At 40.4% G+C, this 12,866-nt stretch carries 12 protein-coding genes and 1 pseudogene; 9 read left to right on the top strand and 4 right to left on the bottom strand.

What is annotated here, in order from left to right; genetic code table 11:
* Window positions 1–163 precede the first annotated feature (163 nt).
* The 4 genes from AC2VE5_RS20555 (at window position 164) to AC2VE5_RS20570 (ending at window position 2,462) form a co-directional block, all read left to right on the top strand.
* The gene (locus AC2VE5_RS20555; RefSeq protein WP_486889555.1) at window positions 164–406 is read left to right on the top strand and encodes an HNH endonuclease; all 243 of its coding nucleotides are present in this window, start codon (window positions 164–166) and stop codon (window positions 404–406) included.
* Window positions 406–1,071, top strand: a complete 666-nt coding sequence (gene rnc, locus AC2VE5_RS20560; protein WP_486889545.1) for a ribonuclease III — start codon at window positions 406–408, stop codon at window positions 1,069–1,071. The genes AC2VE5_RS20555 and rnc overlap by 1 nt, the downstream gene beginning before the upstream one ends.
* Before the next feature lie 391 nt (window positions 1,072–1,462).
* Window positions 1,463–1,936 (top strand): TspO/MBR family protein, encoded by a 474-nt coding sequence (locus tag AC2VE5_RS20565; protein WP_486889546.1) that lies wholly within the window; start codon window positions 1,463–1,465, stop codon window positions 1,934–1,936.
* 64 nt (window positions 1,937–2,000) lie between these two features.
* Window positions 2,001–2,462: a TspO/MBR family protein gene (locus AC2VE5_RS20570; protein ID WP_486889547.1), complete on the top strand. Its 462-nt coding sequence runs from the start codon at window positions 2,001–2,003 to the stop codon at window positions 2,460–2,462.
* On the opposite strand, the gene AC2VE5_RS20575 is transcribed toward AC2VE5_RS20570, so the two are convergent.
* Window positions 2,463–3,173 (bottom strand): M15 family metallopeptidase, encoded by a 711-nt coding sequence (locus AC2VE5_RS20575; protein WP_486889548.1) that lies wholly within the window; start codon window positions 3,171–3,173, stop codon window positions 2,463–2,465. It lies immediately after the preceding gene.
* Window positions 3,170–3,403, bottom strand: a complete 234-nt coding sequence (gene yidD, locus AC2VE5_RS20580; protein ID WP_486889556.1) for a membrane protein insertion efficiency factor YidD — start codon at window positions 3,401–3,403, stop codon at window positions 3,170–3,172. Before yidD ends, AC2VE5_RS20575 begins: the two co-directional genes overlap by 4 nt.
* Window positions 3,404–3,476: 73 nt before the next feature.
* Between yidD and AC2VE5_RS20585 the strand changes: the two genes are divergently transcribed.
* Entirely contained in the window at window positions 3,477–4,172 is a 696-nt protein-coding gene (locus AC2VE5_RS20585) for a diacylglycerol/polyprenol kinase family protein (RefSeq protein WP_486889549.1), read from the top strand.
* Window positions 4,173–4,713: 541 nt separating this feature from the next.
* On the opposite strand, the gene AC2VE5_RS20590 is transcribed toward AC2VE5_RS20585, so the two are convergent.
* Window positions 4,714–4,863 (bottom strand): isochorismate synthase, encoded by a 150-nt coding sequence (locus tag AC2VE5_RS20590; RefSeq protein ID WP_486889550.1) that lies wholly within the window; start codon window positions 4,861–4,863, stop codon window positions 4,714–4,716.
* Between the two features lie 292 nt (window positions 4,864–5,155).
* Here AC2VE5_RS20590 and AC2VE5_RS20595 point away from each other — a divergent pair, with 292 nt between their 5' ends.
* The 4 genes from AC2VE5_RS20595 to AC2VE5_RS20610 are packed head-to-tail and all read left to right on the top strand — an operon-like array spanning window position 5,156 to window position 9,611.
* Entirely contained in the window at window positions 5,156–6,565 is a 1,410-nt protein-coding gene (locus tag AC2VE5_RS20595) for a nicotinate phosphoribosyltransferase (RefSeq protein ID WP_486889551.1), read from the top strand.
* Window positions 6,562–7,161 carry a nicotinate-nucleotide adenylyltransferase gene (locus AC2VE5_RS20600; RefSeq protein ID WP_486889552.1) on the top strand — a complete coding sequence of 200 codons (600 nt, stop codon included), beginning with the start codon at window positions 6,562–6,564 and terminating at the stop codon, window positions 7,159–7,161. Before AC2VE5_RS20595 ends, AC2VE5_RS20600 begins: the two co-directional genes overlap by 4 nt.
* A complete protein-coding gene (locus AC2VE5_RS20605) occupies window positions 7,125–7,868 on the top strand; it encodes an NUDIX hydrolase (RefSeq protein WP_486889553.1) in 744 nt (247 codons plus the stop codon). Before AC2VE5_RS20600 ends, AC2VE5_RS20605 begins: the two co-directional genes overlap by 37 nt.
* A 12-nt stretch (window positions 7,869–7,880) precedes the next feature.
* Window positions 7,881–9,611, top strand: coding sequence for an NAD+ synthase (locus tag AC2VE5_RS20610; RefSeq protein ID WP_486889554.1), 1,731 nt, complete (start codon window positions 7,881–7,883; stop codon window positions 9,609–9,611).
* A 50-nt stretch (window positions 9,612–9,661) separates the two neighbouring features.
* Here the strand turns inward: AC2VE5_RS20610 and AC2VE5_RS20615 are convergent.
* A pseudogene (locus AC2VE5_RS20615) lies at window positions 9,662–11,986 on the bottom strand (cytochrome c peroxidase).
* Window positions 11,987–12,866 lie beyond the last annotated feature (880 nt).

A 12,866-nucleotide genomic window follows, 5' to 3' on the forward strand; every position in this document is an offset into this window, starting at 1 on the left:
CATATTTGAGTGCTTTCTCCAACATTTCTTTGCTTTCAGATATCTCCACTTGGAACGGACGACTCATAACTTTTCCTTTCCCCTTACACTTATGCTAATTTAGCGCACCTTCATTCAGAATTGGTATAACAAAATTTACCAACGAATCGGATTAAATGGATCTATCTGCTGTTGGTGCTGTAAAGAACTTAAACGCGAGGAAATAACTGTGGAACATTTAATTCCTACAAGTCTTGGTGGATCTAACTCTTTTGATAATTTATATTTAGCTTGTTGGTCTTGTAATCATTCCCCTGGAAACCGTCTTGTCCCGCCAAAATATTCTCCTCAATCAATCGGTAATCAAAAAATCTTAGAGGGTTTAAAAACTACAAAACACTTACCTTGTAAGAAATTGAAAGAATAATGTTCAATTTGCCAAAATTTAAAAACCTTTCATTATTACATCGCGCCTTCGTCCATCGCTCTTATATGAACGAACATCCTGAAGAAACAGAAAATAATGAGCGCTTAGAATTTTTAGGTGATGCTTTACTCGGTTTTCTAATTGGTTCATTACTTTACGAGCATTATCCACAAATGGACGAAGGCAAACTTACTAAATTACGCTCTGCATTAGTTGATGAACAACAGTTAGCTAAATTTGCTAAAAAAATGAATTTAAGTGGAAGAATGTTGCTAGGTAAAGGCACAAAATTAGGTGGAGGCTGTAACAATCTCAACCTACTTAGTAGCACTTTTGAAGCAGTAATTGGCGCTTATTATCTTGATTCTGGATTTGAGGCTGTGCGTGATTTTTTAAAGCCAATTTTTCTTGCAGCTGCTAAACATATCGTTAACTTTCAATCAAACAAAAATCATAAAAGTTTACTTCAAGAATGGTTCTTATCTAAATCTACTGAATTACCCGAATATGAAATAGTAAGCGAGTCAGGAGCAGATCACGATAAAGATTTTACGGCAAAAGTATGTGTAAAAGGTAAAGAATACGGCAGAGGAAAAGGTCATAGTAAAAAAGAAGCGGAAAAACGTGCGGCGGAAAATGCGTTGAAAAAATTAGGGCTGCTATAGTGTAAAAACCTGGGAAGGCGATCGCATTTCCCTAAGTTTTAATTTAAAGCCAGGTACTTAATAATATTAAGCAAACAAAACCTAATATAATTAAAAGTGCCGTTTTTATTTCTCCAATCTCTTTGGAAAGTGCGCTATTTTTCATGTTTTTATGAATTAAGTTTAAAAGCTATAACTTCACTATATTACCGACCTATTGTTTTAAAAATGGGGAATATACTGAATAAATTGAACCAATCTAGAAAAGTTGATTGGATAAGCAAAATCTTCATCAAAAAATTACAAAATAACAACAACTTATGTAAATAATCTATTTCAAACTTAAGGCAGATTAATCTTGCTTTGACCCATTGGCATTATAAATGTGTAAGGTTAAGACAATAAGGCTAGTATGGTTAAGTCTTGGATGGCGATCGCTGCGGTAACTTTCCTTGTTGCCTTCGGCGGCGTATTATTTAAACCCCGCGATCTTAAATGGGCTATACAATTGCGCCGCCCAAAATGGTTAACTTTTGAGCCTCTAATCCCAGTTATTTGGACAGTTGTTTTTATATGCGGTGCTTGGTCAGCTAATATAGTGTGGCAACAGGAGCCAGGTAGTACCAAAACTTGGCTGTTGATGGGTTTATACTTACTTTTAGAAATTATTACCGTGTCCTATACTTCTGTAACGCTAAGGCTCCGTAGTTTGCAAGTAGGGACGATTTTAGGCGGATCGGGAGCGGTTTTGAGTGTAATACTTGCGATCGCAATTTTCCCAATCTCCCGTTTAGCCGCAGGCTTACTCCTTCCTTATATTATTTGGAGTCCTGTCGGTACTTATACTACCGAAGAAATGATCCAACTCAATCCTGGCGCAGAATAATTCAAAGAGTTGATTGCTATTAGTGCCAACAGACAAGATTAATAAGAAAGGCAATAAGAGGAATATGATTAGATCTTGGCTGGTGATTGGGGGTGTAACGCTACTTGTAGCGATGGCGGCAAATTTTTTTACACCAAAGGATCGCAAATGGTTTAATCGCTTGCGTCGCCCTAGTTGGTTGACTTTTGAGTTTGCAATTCCCTTTATTTGGATTACTATTTTTATTTGCGGTGCTTGGTCGGCTTATATAGTCTGGGAAAATAGCAAAAATTGGTTAGTGATGGGGCTATATTTATTATTAGAAATAGTTACTATCGCCTATACTCCAGTAATGTTTAGACTCCGCAGTTTAAAAATTGGCACAATTATCGGCGGTACTGGCGCAGTTATTGGGATTTTGCTCACACTAATAGTATTACCAATTTCTGGTTGGGCAGCATTGTTGCTTGTTCCCTATATACTTTGGAGTCCAATCGGTACTTACACTACTTGGGAGATGATGAAGCTAAATCCTCAAGATGCGTAATTATTGTTTCACCCGACCGTAACGCGCTACCACAGGATTAGTAGGATTAATAGTATTACTTAACCACGCCCACATTTGATCGCCTTGGCAAAAATGCCACCATTCACCAGGATGACCCGCAAAACCAGCATAATCCATTACTTCCCGTAATAATTGGCGATCGCGATGGTATTGCTGATGTTCGGGTAAATTACTATTAGCAAAATAATTAGGATGCGACGCGGGTGATAATTCATCTATAGGCGAACCCATATCCAGTACCTTACCCTTACCATCTACTAAAGTAATATCTATCGCTGCGCCTGTACTATGAGGCGGTGGAGTAAGCGGATCTAAGCTTGGGACTGCCCAAATTTGATAAACTTGTTGCCAAATATCTTCGCGCTTTGCTGGGGATAAATTAGCAATACTCAGCTTTTGCGTTTCAACTACTTGGTTGAAAATGTAATCTACCATAAACTGTTGTACGGCAATGGGACGATAAGCATCAAATATTTGAATCCGCCAGCCAGGATATTTTGACTGTAGATATTTTTGCGCCTTGATTAAACTATCGAGTACAGATTTACGCAGATAATAGGGCGACATTTCTGCATAAGTTGCACCTAATAGCTGATAAGGATGGGGTGATTCAACGGCAAATATTTCTAAAGGAATTGGTACTAGCGATTCCCCACATTCGGTGATCGCAATTTGCTGATAGGGTTTCATTTAGTAACTTCTTTAGATATTGGGGGTACAGGATCGTAACCACCCGGATGCAAGGGATGACAGCGCAAAATTCGCTTTGTTGCCATAAAACTACCTTTTATCGCCCCAAATCTTTCTATAGCTTCTATTGCGTACATTGAACACGTTGGGTGAAAACGACAAGTAGGCGCAAATAAGGGTGATATAAATAAGCGATAGCCGCGAATTAGCCATAACAGCAGCATTTTAATCATTTTCTCTGCTTCACCTTAGAAAGAATCTACTACATTTGTATTGAGGAGCTTATTTTTTACAATAGACACTTTGGATACTTCACTTTCGCCTACAAGTCTACAAATTGCGAGTGTCGTGCTTTGGATAGGCTTACTTTTACTTGTAGCATCTTTGCTAAATCGTTCTGGTAATGGTAACTCCGAAGTTGTTCGCAAAGTCGTCCACATTGGTACGGGTAATGTAATTTTATTTGCTTGGTGGCTGCATATTCCGGCTATTGTCGGCATTGGCGCTTCAATCTTGGCAAGTGTAATTACTTTATTGTCTTATCGCTTTCCGATTTTACCTGGAATTAATAGCGTCGGACGTAAAAGCTTGGGTACGTTTTTTTATGCAGTAAGTATTGGCATATTAGTTGCTTGGTTTTGGAACATTAATCGCCCCCAGTATGCAGTTTTGGGCATATTAGTAATGACTTGGGGCGATGGTTTGGCAGCTATAATTGGTCAAAAATTTGGCAAACATCCTTATAAAATTTGGGAAAATCAAAAAAGCTGGGAAGGTTCTGGCACAATGGCGCTAGTAAGCTTTATTGTCGCCAGCTTAATTTTTTTGAGCGTACAAGGAAATCATTGGCAAACTTGGGTAGTGTCTCTAGTAGTTGCAGTGCTGGCAACAATTTTAGAAGCTTTTTCTGTATATGGTATTGATAACTTGACTGTTCCTTTAGGAAGTGCGGCTTTAGGCTTTCTTTTAATTGAACTATTGCCCTATTATTGGGGCTAGAGTATCTACCAAAAGTACGATCGCATTTTTTAACCAGATAATCTACCTCTACAAGTAGTTTTTCTCCTAGCATCTACTCAAAGGCTACTCAAATATACAATTAATCAACCGTAAGCTATTTCTTTTGATTGATTAATAATGATTGATTTGTGTAGAAGATTAGTACAAGCAATACAGATGATTGTTCATCTATTTTGCTAGGTCGTGGCAGGCTTTTTGCTGTTTGTCCTGCTAATTGCTTTCTTAAGGAGAACGGTGTCTGGGAAGCAAGCGATCGCACTCTTGCTATTGATTGATAGTTTCTGTTAATTGGTTGTGGTGTAGGGTTTTTATCGTTTCCCCTACTTTGTAGTTATCGAAGGGACACTAAACTGTCCATCAGAACAGCCTAAGATAACTAGCACTCGACGATTAAATATACTTTTTAACGGAAACTGCGATCGCGCAAGTAAATTCTTGGGGTTTTATCTTATAAAAAAGCTGGTGAACATAAATCTATTTCCACCAGCTTTTTTGAGTATTAGATTTAAAACAATCTTTTTTAGTACCAACCCGTACCCGGCTTAAAAGGTTCACCCGCAAAAGGTTGCACGCCAATTAGAGGATATTCATCATCGGTAGGGCTAAAAATTCGTGCTACTCCTTCAAAAAGATATTGAAGACTGCTGAGAACTCTTTGGGAAATATTCATAAAACCAAACCTCTAAGCAAATGCTAAGGAATGTTATTAGTTGTATTTTAAATTCTTAAATGAGTAAATGGAGTAAATGCGATCGCATCTCAATCATTTGCAAGCATTCGCAGTATTTGTTTGCTCAGATTCGCATTACTTTATATCGCCCAGTTTATTTATAAATTACCATAAATAAAACTTAATAAAACAATTACCTTGCCTGTTTATACCAAATAATAACTAAATTTTATTAGCATTTTGGTGAAATACACTATAATTAAAAAAGCAAACGTATCGAGGTAGCTGCGCCATGACTACTTCCCCCAACTGGGAGTGTCTGCAAGACGATCGCCTTCAACCAATTACACCATCTCAAGAGCTAACCTTAACTGAAGGACAAGACTACAGTTTGCTGACAGATCTTTACCAACTTACAATGGCAGCCAGCTATGTAGGTGAAGGCGTAGAACAAAAACAAGCAAGCTTTGAATTATTCACGCGCAAGTTGCCCGCAGGATTTGGCTATTTAATAGCTATGGGCTTGGCGCAAGCATTAGAGTACCTAGACAAGTTTTGTTTTAGTGCGGCGGGATTAGAAGCCTTAAAAGCAACGGGTATTTTTGCTCATGCACCCGATAAATTTTGGTCTGTGCTTGCCCAAGCGCGGTTTACAGGCGATGTTTGGGCACTACCAGAAGGAACAGCAGTTTTTGCTAATGAGCCATTGTTACGGGTAGAAGCCCCACTATGGCAAGCGCAGTTAGTAGAAACTTACTTGCTCAACACTTTGAACTATCAAACTTTGGTAGCCACAAAAGCGGCGCGTCTACGAGATGTCGCCGGGGCGGAGGCGACTTTATTAGAATTTGGTACGCGGAGGGCTTTTAGTCCCCAAGCTTCTTTATGGGCGGCACGAGCAGCTTTGGCAGCAGGATTTGATGCAACATCGAATGTACTCGCGGCGTTGAAATTAGGACAAAAGCCTAGCGGTACAATGGCTCATGCTTTAGTCATGGCGCTTAGTGCGTTAGAAGGCAGTGAAGAACAAGCTTTTACTGCCTTTCATCGCTACTTCCCCAGTGGTACGCTATTAATTGATACTTTTGATACGGTGGCGGCGGCGGAACGACTAGCGCAAAAAGTAAATAGCGGAGAAATGCAATTAGCTGGAGTGCGAATAGATTCAGGCAATTTGGAGCAGTTGTCTAAAGTAGTCAGAAATCTTTTACCAAATGTGCCGATTATTGCCAGTGGCGATATTGACGAAACAGAAATAACTAGGCTAAGAGCAAATTCTGCTTGCATTGATGGCTATGGAATCGGCACAAAATTAGTTACCGGAGCGCCAGTAAATGGGGTGTATAAGCTAGTAGAAATTGATGGTATCCCAGTTATGAAAAGCTCTAAAAGTAAAGTTACTTATCCAGGACGCAAGCAAATTTGGCGGAGTCTGGAAAATGGAGTAGTCAAACACGACGAATTAGGATTAATTACCGAAGCCAAACCACCTAATTCTCAACCCTTATTGCAGTTGGTAGTTAAGCAAGGACAAAGGCTACAATTACCAGAAAGCTTAGCAGAAATTCGATCGCGTACTACAAATTCTGTGGCTAGTTTGCCCCCAGAGTGTCGAGATATCAACCAACCTGTAAGTTGCGAGGTGAATATTTCTCCGGCTTTGCAGGAATTAGCTCAAAAAGTAAGTGAAAAAAATAGATGAGAGTTGCTTTATTTGGTACGAGTGCCGATCCGCCAACTTCTGGGCATCAACAGATTCTTAGTTGGCTTTCCGAACATTACGATTGGGTAGCTATTTGGGCGGCGGATAATCCGTTTAAATCACACCAAACTTCTCTAGCTCATCGCGGCATGATGCTGCGCTTATTGATTGAGGAAATGCACCCGCTACGCCATAATATTGGGTTTTATCCAGAACTTAGCAGCCGTCGGACTTTGGAAACCGTAGAGAAGGCTAAAAAGTTATGGAGTGCGGAGCGGGTAGATTTTACATTGGTTATTGGTGCAGATTTAGTCAAACAGTTACCTCGTTGGTACAAAGCCCAAGAATTGTTGCAGCAAGTTCAAGTCTTGGTTGTGCCGCGACCAGGACATACACTAGAAAATGAAGATTTACAGCAATTGCAAGACTTAGGCACAAAAGTAGAAGTTGCGGATCTAACGGGTTTAGATGTATCTTCAACGGCGTATCGCGACTTTGGCGAGACTGATGTTATAACTCCTCCTATTCAAGCCTATATTCATCGAGAGCATTTGTACAAATGCCAGGACGCATCCAAAAAAATGCCGATTCACTAAATAAACAACCTTTAGCTGATTTTAAGGTCGGGGTTGATAATGTAATTTTTTCTGTCGATACTTCGCAAAATCGGCTCTTAGTTCTATTGGTAATGCGCCACCAAGAGCCTTTTTTAGATTATTGGGGGCTTCCCGGTACTTTAGTGCGTCAAGGGGAGTCTTTGGAAGATGGTGCTTATCGAATTTTGGCGGAGAAAATTCGCGCGAAAAATTTGTATTTGGAGCAGTTGTATACTTTTGGCGGTCTAAACCGCGATCCGCGTGAAGCAACCGATTGTTATGGAGTGCGTTATCTATCGGTAAGTTATTTTGCTTTGGTAAGATTTGAAGAAGCGGAATTAATTGCTGATGGCGTAAGCGGGATTGCTTGGTATCCGGTGAAAGAAGTCCCGCAATTAGCTTTCGATCATCAAGAAATTTTGGCTTATGGACACAGAAGACTGAAAAATAAACTAGAGTACAGCCCCGTTGCTTTTGAAGTGTTGCCCGAATTATTTACTTTAAGCGATCTATATCAGCTTTATTCTACGGTGCTAGGAGATAATTTTTCTGATTATTCCAACTTCCGAGCGCGGTTATTAAAATTGGGTTTTTTGGCGGATACCAAAGTTAAGGTATCGCGGGGTGCAGGTCGTCCAGCTACATTGTATCGGTTTGATGCGGATGCTTTTGCACCGTTTAAAAATAAGCCTTTGGTGTTTATTTAGCTAACAGGATTTATGAAAATTGCGATCGCACAAATTAATCCAACTATTGGCGATTTGGCGGGTAATGCTCGGCAAATTCTCCAATGTGCAAGACAAGCGGATGAACAAAATGTCTTGCTACTAACACCAGAACTCTCTTTATGTGGCTATCCGCCCAAGGATTTGTTGCTTAATGGTAGTTTTATTAACGACATTGCCGCGACTGTGGAGCAATTAGCGCGAGATTTACCTCTTACAATGGCGGTATTAGTAGGCTGCGTCCATCCAAACGAGCAATCCCATCGATCTGGCGGTAAACCGTTATTTAATAGCGCAGCTTTGCTTCACCAAGGCAAAATTGAGCAAGTTTTTCACAAGCGGCTTTTACCCAACTACGATGTATTTGACGAACACCGTTATTTTGAGCCAGGATTGCATATCAATTCCTTTAGTTTCTCGGCGCTAAAAATTGGTGTCACTATCTGCGAAGACTTTTGGAATGACGAAGATTTTTGGGGAAAGCGCAGCTATGCAAGTAATCCGATTGCTGACTTGGCGGCTTTGAATGTAGATTTGATCGTCAATCTGTCTGCTTCGCCCTACAGCGCTGCTAAACCCCATCTCAGAGAAGCAATGCTGCGACACGCTGCTATTCGCTATCAAAAACCAATTATTTACGCCAATCAAGTAGGCGCAAATGATGACTTAATTTTTGATGGTTGTAGTGTGGGTTTTAATCGTAAAGGCGAAATAATCGGTCGCGCTCGTGCTTTTGAAACCGATCTATTGGTTATAGAATTTGACGAACAGTTGCAAGATTTGCAACCAAGTGCGATCGCCACAGGGGTAGCGCCAAGGGCGATCGCACCTATGCCAGAAAATGAGGATGAGGAAATCTGGAAAGCTTTGGTATTGGGCGTTCGCGACTATACTCGCAAGTGTGGCTTTAGCAAGGTAGTTATTGGTTTGAGTGGTGGGGTTGATTCGGCATTAGTTGCCCAAATTGCTAAGTCTGCGTTGGGAAAAGAAAATGTTTTAGCGGTATTAATGCCTTCTCCCTATAGTTCGGATCATTCCGTCCAAGATGCTTTGCATTTGGCTAAAAATCTGGGGATTAGCACCCAAATTTTGCCTATTGGTGAATTGATGAGAGGTTACGACACAATATTAGAGCCGTTATTTGGAGGTACAAGCTTTGGATTAGCGGAGGAGAATATTCAATCGCGGATTCGGGGAAACTTGCTAATGGCGATCGCAAATAAATTTGGTTATCTGGTACTTTCTACAGGTAATAAGTCCGAAATGGCTGTAGGTTACTGTACTTTGTACGGTGACATGAATGGCGGTTTGGCTGCGATCGCCGATGTCCCGAAAACTCGCGTCTATTCTATCTGTCGCTGGCTAAATCGCACAACTGAAACCATCCCCGCCAATGTTTTGGATAAGCCTCCAAGTGCGGAACTCAAACCCGGACAAGTTGACGCTGATTCATTACCGCCTTACGATGTGTTGGACGATATTTTACAACGCTTAATTCACGATTATCAATCGGCAGATCGAATTGTTGCGGCTGGACACAATCCAGCTATTGTCGATCGGGTATTAAAGCTAGTAGCAAGAGCAGAATTTAAACGCAGACAGGCACCACCAGGATTGAAAATTACCGATCGCGCTTTTGGTACTGGCTGGCGAATGCCTATTGCCAATAAGTGGATAGATGCAAGTAGGCATCCGCCAGTAGTTCTAATCCCAACCAATTTATAGATGCAAAAAAGCCCGCCTAGACGGGCTTTTGATTGCTTTTACTGGTGCTATTAATTTGAACTAGCGAGGAAATTGGGCGTACCTTTCCCACCATTGCGTCCAACAGCCGAAATCTCTAGTAATTGATCGGTCGCTTGTCCATTACCGCTATTTGTAACAGAGGTTTGATCTCCCGGATGTCCGTTAGGGACAAATAGCTGGGGGTGATCGAAGAGCGCTTTTTCATAACGCACGCGATCGTCCGTTAGCGATTTAAGGAAATCTACCAAATCAGCTTTATTTTCAGCACTCAAATTCAAGTTCTGAATATCCGCATCCAAGTTATCAATGTTTTGCTCGTGAAAATCTCCGCCTCGATTGTAGAACTCGACTACTTGCTCTAAAGTCAATTGCCCGCCATTGTGGAAATAGGGAGCAGTAAGCTCTACATTACGCAGTCCAGAGGTTTTGAAAGCTCCATCTGCGGCTATTCTGTCCTTAGCATTTACTTTAATGTTAAGTTTCTCGCCTAGGAGTTTCTTGAACGTCCCTTCTTGAGCTAATCGAGACTCAGAAAGCGGGTTGCCGAAAGGATCTTTAGCACCCACACCTAGATCTTCAAAGGTTGGTCTAACACCAATGTTGTAGAAGCCGTTGTCATAAATAGCTTCTTCATTGTCTCCCATGATCATGCGTTCAAGGCGTTCTTTTTCGACGTTCTTCACTGAAGCATTAGTAAATTCTGCTCCCTCGTGACAGTTGATACACTTGCCTTTGTTTTGGAAAACTTCTAGTCCTCGCTTCTGGCGATCACTTAAAGCGGAGGAATTTCCATCAAAGTACTGGTCAAAGGGTGAATTGTCTGAAACTAATGTTGCCTCATAAGCTTGAACTGCTAGTCCAAAGAACAGTGAGAAATTGTACTCCATGAGCGTGTACTGAATGGTACTCAATGAGCCGCCCTTGGGTAGAGGTAGAATAGTGCGATCGCCAGTTTTGGGATCGACTTGGATAATTAGGTTGGAGTTCCACCATTGCCGCTTAAATGCTTGCTCGATTAAGGTTGAATACCTTTCCACATTCAATCCCGGCTGACCTCCTCGACTATAATCCCTCTTTTGTCACTCTGAGTAAGGAAAAAACAAACTAAAACTTGAAAAAGCTTGTAATGTAAAGCTTTTAAACTTTATTTTCTCACATCAGACTTCCTTTGTAGTCATTTTGCCAAAATCCTGAGCTAAAGCAGGTTCTAGATTTTACTCTCCTGAAAGTGACAAAAGAGGGATAACTACCAAGAACGCTATCGTCTGTGGCAACAAGCTGTTTGCCAAGAGGTCTAAGCACAGTCAACTTCTTACCCAACTTTCTCCCTATTCGTTTGAGAGGTTTGAGTGACTTCGTTGGTAATGGTTCTGACACTCTACTACTATCAGCAGATGTCTCATCGGCACTGAGTTCTATGGAAGAGTTGTCAATCACCTCTTGAGAACTAGGTTTAACAACTGTAACTTTACCTGTGGTTTCAGATAAGGTAGCTCTTAGAGGTGCGATCGGCAAATTTTCCGCCGCCGTCTCAAAGGCACTAAGGGGGGACCCACTGCCTGGGAAGCAAGGGACGAATTTTTGAGATTGACATGCACATCTAATAGTTCATTTTTTTTAGTTGCCTTCAAAATAAAGGCGTTAGGATCTCTCAAGCCGAATTCATTTACTCCATTAAAAATATTTTGAGCGCGTCCATCCCAGAAATTACGGAAGTTGAAAACAGCGTTGATTGTGGTAGGGGAGTTGCGCCCCGTTACCTGACGGACGTTGATGTCAGCGACATTAAAGACTCCATCTTTTAGGGGCGTAACAATATCTTGAGCGCTGCCAGGATTAACATCAACAAATTCTGACCTAAACACTCCTTGAGAACCAGTAATATCATTGCTATCAGCTAAAACTGTTGAAGAACGGTTGTTGGTGTCTGATAGCTTGTGAAATGGATAATCTGCTGCCGTCAGTTGGTAATTTGGTCTGCCCCCAATATCAAAAACATTCCCTGGTTCTGGGTTAATTTGATTTTTAGATCTGTTGGCTGCTCCAGTGTGAAAATGACAACTGGCACAAGATTGAATACCATCGCTACCAAGCTGCATATCCCAGAACAAAGATTTGCCTAGAACAAGTGCTGCTTTTTCGTCTTGCACAAAGTCTTTCAGTTCTTTATTGTCTGGTTTTGGAATTGATACGGTTTTGAGCGAAGCTAAAGGCTGAGAAGGTTCTGATCCAATCTGTGCTGATACTGTATGTCCAACTAGAATCGTCGCCACTACAAGTATGGAAATCGCGCTAAATCTTTTCACAACTTTAGACCACCCAAAAAATAGCTGCACCAATATTCCCAATCTCATTACTATCTTGGTAGTAACGAGTTGTATTCCGTTCAAAAGTCTCGCCAGTAAGGTTTTAGAGGGGCAATCTGACTTGTGGTCTTATTACTTGACACCGAGCTGGTGTCCTTATGACTTTCGACTTCGGCAAATCGCTGTAACTACTGTTTTTATCCTTGCTCATTGTTCCTGAGTATGGTTCAAAATTTTGTATGGATTTAGATCGAGCTACACATCAAAAACTATGCTAACTGCATAGTTTTTTCTCAGCTTCAAAAGATTTTTTACAAGTAGAAACCTTTTTCCGAAATACCAATTAGCTCAACTTGGGCTAATTAGTGACATAGCAAAAAAACTACAGTAGATGCTTACATTTTTCCTTTCTTAACTATATACTCCTACTATCAAAAAAATATTTTCCGACATTACTTTTATTGCGAAATAAATTGCTTATGTTTGTAGAAAAAATCTGAAAAAAGAAGACATTATATGATTGAGATAGTTCTCATTATTTTTAAAAAGCTCAAGGCATTTTATTAACATTTATTAACAAGGTGCCTTTTGTTCAGTCTGTAGCTGGATTTCAAGAATATTGATTTATGGCCAAAAAAAAGTATAAGTATACAATATACTAAAATTGGGTAAATTTTAATACTTCAACTTCTATTTATTTTGTTTGTAATAACATAAACTAAATATTTCATTCTCGGATTTTTGCCGTACGTATTTGTTAGCTTTCTAGGGCGTATCTGCAAACTCAAAAGGGACATTAGATATAGTGGGAAGAAAGTGAGAATATGAAGATTCTAATATCTGAAAACTAACGGGAGTAACTTTCTATGCCGCTACATCGTGGTGACCTAAATGATGCTCAATGGCAGAAACTTCATCCCTTGCTGCC

The sequence above is a fragment of the Aliterella sp. E5.1 genome (genome assembly GCF_057473825.1).